Below are 3,784 nucleotides of genomic sequence, written 5' to 3'. Positions count from 1 at the left end.
CCTGGAGGGGCAGGGTAATCGCATGTGTGAATCGAAGCGTGAACAAAGGTGAATCGTTGGACGAACATATCGACCAAAACCGTCGGCGATTCCTTATTTGTTCATGCACATGCGATTCCCCTACCTGGAGGGGGAGGGTCGACGCGCGTGGAAGGCGCGGCGGGGTGGGGTGAAAGTCTCTCCTCGCGAACGGTGCCCAAGTTGGAGGCTGTCACCCCACCCCGTCGAGCATCTGGCGATGCTCGCCGACCCTCCCCTCCAGGGGAGGGTAAGGACCGCTTCAACCTTCATCATGCTTTAGGCGCGGCAGTTCTGGGCTGCGATTCAGCGTGCGGTCGCCTGCCTTGCCCGGCCGATCGCCGCTTCCACACCGGTCCAGGGCGGTTTATCGGGGGCGAACTGCCGCCGCAGCCAGGACACCAGTTCGGCGATTTGCTGATCGTTAAAACTGTCCTTGAAGCCGGGCATGTAGCCGAGATCGCTCGACACCGGCGCCGCGATGCCGTGCAGGATGACCTGGACAAGATTGTCCGGCAGGGCGCTATGCAGATTGCTGTTCAGCGCCAGCGAAGGCCTCGAGCCGAACAGCGGCGCGCCGCCGACCTCATGGCAAACCGCGCAGGCGCCTTCATAGAGCCGCGCGCCGGCCGACGATGATGGCGAGACGGTGCGCGTGCCGGTCGAGGTTTCGAGTTTGGCGGCCAGCACTTCCTGGCCCGGCTTGTCGATCGGCTTGCCGTTGAACGAAGCGAGATAAACCGCCATGGCGCGAATGTCGTCGTCGCGCAGCGCAGCCAGTTCCTTCACAACCGGCGCCATCGGACCGGCGGCTGTGCCGTGAAAGCGGGACTCGCCGGTTCGCAAATACGCGAACAGCTCATCCTCGCTCCATGGGATCGGCGCCTGCGATAGCGACGTCAGGGGCGGCGCTTCCCACCCTTCCGCGAACCCGCCGGCGAGATAGGCCTCGGCCTTCTCCGCGCCGAGCGCATTGCGCGGCGAATGGCAGGCGCCGCAATGGCCGAGCCCCTCGACGAGGTAAGCGCCGCGATTCCATGTCGCCGATTTCGCGGCAATCGGCGCAAACGTCACGTTATCGTGAAACAGCGCATTCCATCCTGCCATCAGCGGACGCAGATTGAACGGGAACGCCAGTTTGTTTTCAGGCGCGACCGACTTCACCGCCGGCTGCGCCATCAGATAGGCATAGAGCGCCTGCAGGTCGGCATCGCTGGTTTTGGCAAAATGGTTGTAGGGAAACGCCGGATAGAGATGCCGGCCGTCGCGATGAATACCTTCGCGCATTGCGCGCTCGAAGGCGGGATACGACCACGCGCCGATCCCGGTCTCGGGGTCGGGGGTGATGTTGGTCGAGTAGATGACGCCGAACGGCGTCTCGATGGCGCGGCCGCCGGCATTGATCGCGCCATTGGCTTGCGTATGGCACACCGCGCAGTCGCCGAGCGCGGCAAGCTGCCGACCCCCGGCGATCGTTGCGGCCGAATACGCCGCCGGGTCCGGCCGGGCGATCGGCGCGATCGACCGCCACGGCAGCGCGAGCGCGGCAATGCCGACCACCGCGGCGGTCATCGCAGCTACGCTTGCAAATGCGCCAAGCGGCTTGGCGAACGGATTTTGATGCGGGCGCGGGACCGGTCTTGGAGGCGCCACTCCCGGCAACGCGGCTTGCGGTGCAGGCTGCCCGCCGCGCAATCCCGCAAGAATCCGCTCCGGCGTGAATGGCAGTTCGCGAAACCGCACGCCGGTCGCGTCGAAGATGGCGTTGGCGATGGCAGCCGCGCTCGGCACCGAGGCGGATTCGCCGACGCCGAGCGGCGGCTGGTCTGGCCTCGGCAGCATCAAGACGTCGATCTTCGGAATGTCCGGAAATTTGATGATCGGATAGGCGCCCCATTCGCGGCTCACCACCGACGCGCGGTCGAACGAAACCTCCTCCATCAGCGCGCGGCTGGTCGACTGGATGACGTTGCCGTGGATCTGGTGGCGCACGCCGTCCGGGTTGATCATCAGTCCGGAATCCTGGCCCGCCACCACGCGCATCACGCTGACGTCGCCGGTCGCCTTGTTGACGGCGACGTCGGCGATCCACGCCGACCACGCCGCGCCATAGCCGGGAAACTTGCTGTGGACGTAAAGCGCATAGGCAAAACCGCGTCCGCGCACGATGTCGCCTTCCGCAACCGGCTGCTTCCAGACCGGGCGCGAGGTCCACTCGGCGCGTTTGGCCACCGCGTTGACCAAATCGACCGCGCGCGGGTCCTTCAGATAACGCAGCCGGTATTCGATCGGATCGACGCCGGCTTCGGCCGCAAGCTCGTCGATATAGGATTCATGCGCAAAACTGTTGGGCAGCGCCGAGACGCCGCGCAGCCAGGAGGCGCGCACGATCGGCGGCATGTCATGCGCAATTACGCGCATCGCATCGTAATCGTAAGGCGGAATCGCGGTGCGGTCGCCCATGTGAAAGATGTCGGGCACGGCGGGGATCATGCCGGTCAGCAGCAGCGCCAGCGTCGGCGCGCCGTTGGAAGGGTAGCGTGTCGCAAAATCGTAACCCGCGACGCTGCCGTCGGCATTGAGGCCGCCATTGACGTCGATCAGTTGCGCGGTGCCCTTCGGCTCCCACGCGTGCTCCTGCTCGCGCGTCAACTGAACGCGCACCGGCCGGCCGACCGCGCGCGACAGCAGCACGGCGTCGGCCGAAACGTCGTCGGCGCAGTTGCGGCCGTAGCAGCCGGCGGCTTCCATCCGGATCACGTCGATTTCGTTCTCCGGCCGCTGCAGCAAGATCGCGAGGTCGGCGCGCAGGGGATTCGGATTCTGCGTGCCGGACCACACCCGAACGCCATCGTGCCGGACATCCGCCACCGCGCAGGACGGCCCGATCGAGCCGTGCATCTGGTACGGCCAGACATAAGTCCGTTGCATCGCCTTTTCTGCAGCCGCAATGGCGGCGTCGACGTCGCCTCTGTCGATCAGCACGCGCGGCGTCGATGGATTGGCGCGAAGCGCGGTCTCGAGTTCCTTCAGGTCCGGCAATGTCGGCGTCGATTTCCAGCTGACCTCGAGCTGCGCGGCGGCCTTGACCGCATTCTCCTCGCGCTCGGCGACAACCCCGACGAAATCGCCGATCCTGATCACCGCGACCAATCCGGGAATATCGCGAACGGATGTCTCATCCACCGCGATCAGGCTGCTGCCGACAAAATCGCCGGCATCGACGCCGGCATAGGGTGGACGCACCACGCGGCCATGCAACATGCCGGGCATGCGCATGTCATGCACATAGACCGGTTCGCCGGTTGCCTTGGCCGGAAGATCGACGCGCGGCACCGATTGTCCGACGATGGTGTAGGCGCCGACATCCTTGACCGCGACGTCGTCGGCCAGCTCAAGACGGATGGCTTCGCCTGATATCAGCTCGCCATAGCTGACGCTTCGGTTGTGGCCGTGGATCAGGCCGTCTTCGATGGTGAGATCGCTCAACGGGAGTTCAAGCCGCGCGGCGGCCCGCGTCAGCAGGAACAGCCGGGCCTGCGCCGCGGCCTTGCGCAACGGCACCGCCGTGATCTGGATGGTTTCGCTGGCGATGGTCGGCCCCTGATCGGGAACGCGTGTGGTGTCGCCGAGCACGACGATGACGCGGGCAAAGGACACGTCGAGTTCCTCTGCGACGATCTGTCCGAGCGCGGTGCGGATGCCGGTTCCGAGATCGACGTGGCCGTTATAGGCGGTCACTGAACCGTCGGCTGTGATCTTGATG

At 65.5% G+C, this 3,784-nt stretch carries 1 protein-coding gene; it reads right to left on the bottom strand.

What is annotated here, in order from left to right; translation table 11 throughout:
- Window positions 1-324: 324 nt before the first annotated feature.
- A partial coding sequence (locus VGP39_RS14690) for a molybdopterin cofactor-binding domain-containing protein (protein WP_327568830.1) occupies window positions 325-3,784 on the bottom strand: 3,460 nt, incomplete at its 5' end.

Source organism: Bradyrhizobium sp. (genome assembly GCF_036009065.1).
In the GTDB taxonomy this organism is placed as follows: Bacteria; Pseudomonadota; Alphaproteobacteria; order Rhizobiales; family Xanthobacteraceae; genus Bradyrhizobium.
This window is presented reverse-complemented; position numbering and strand designations above follow the sequence as displayed.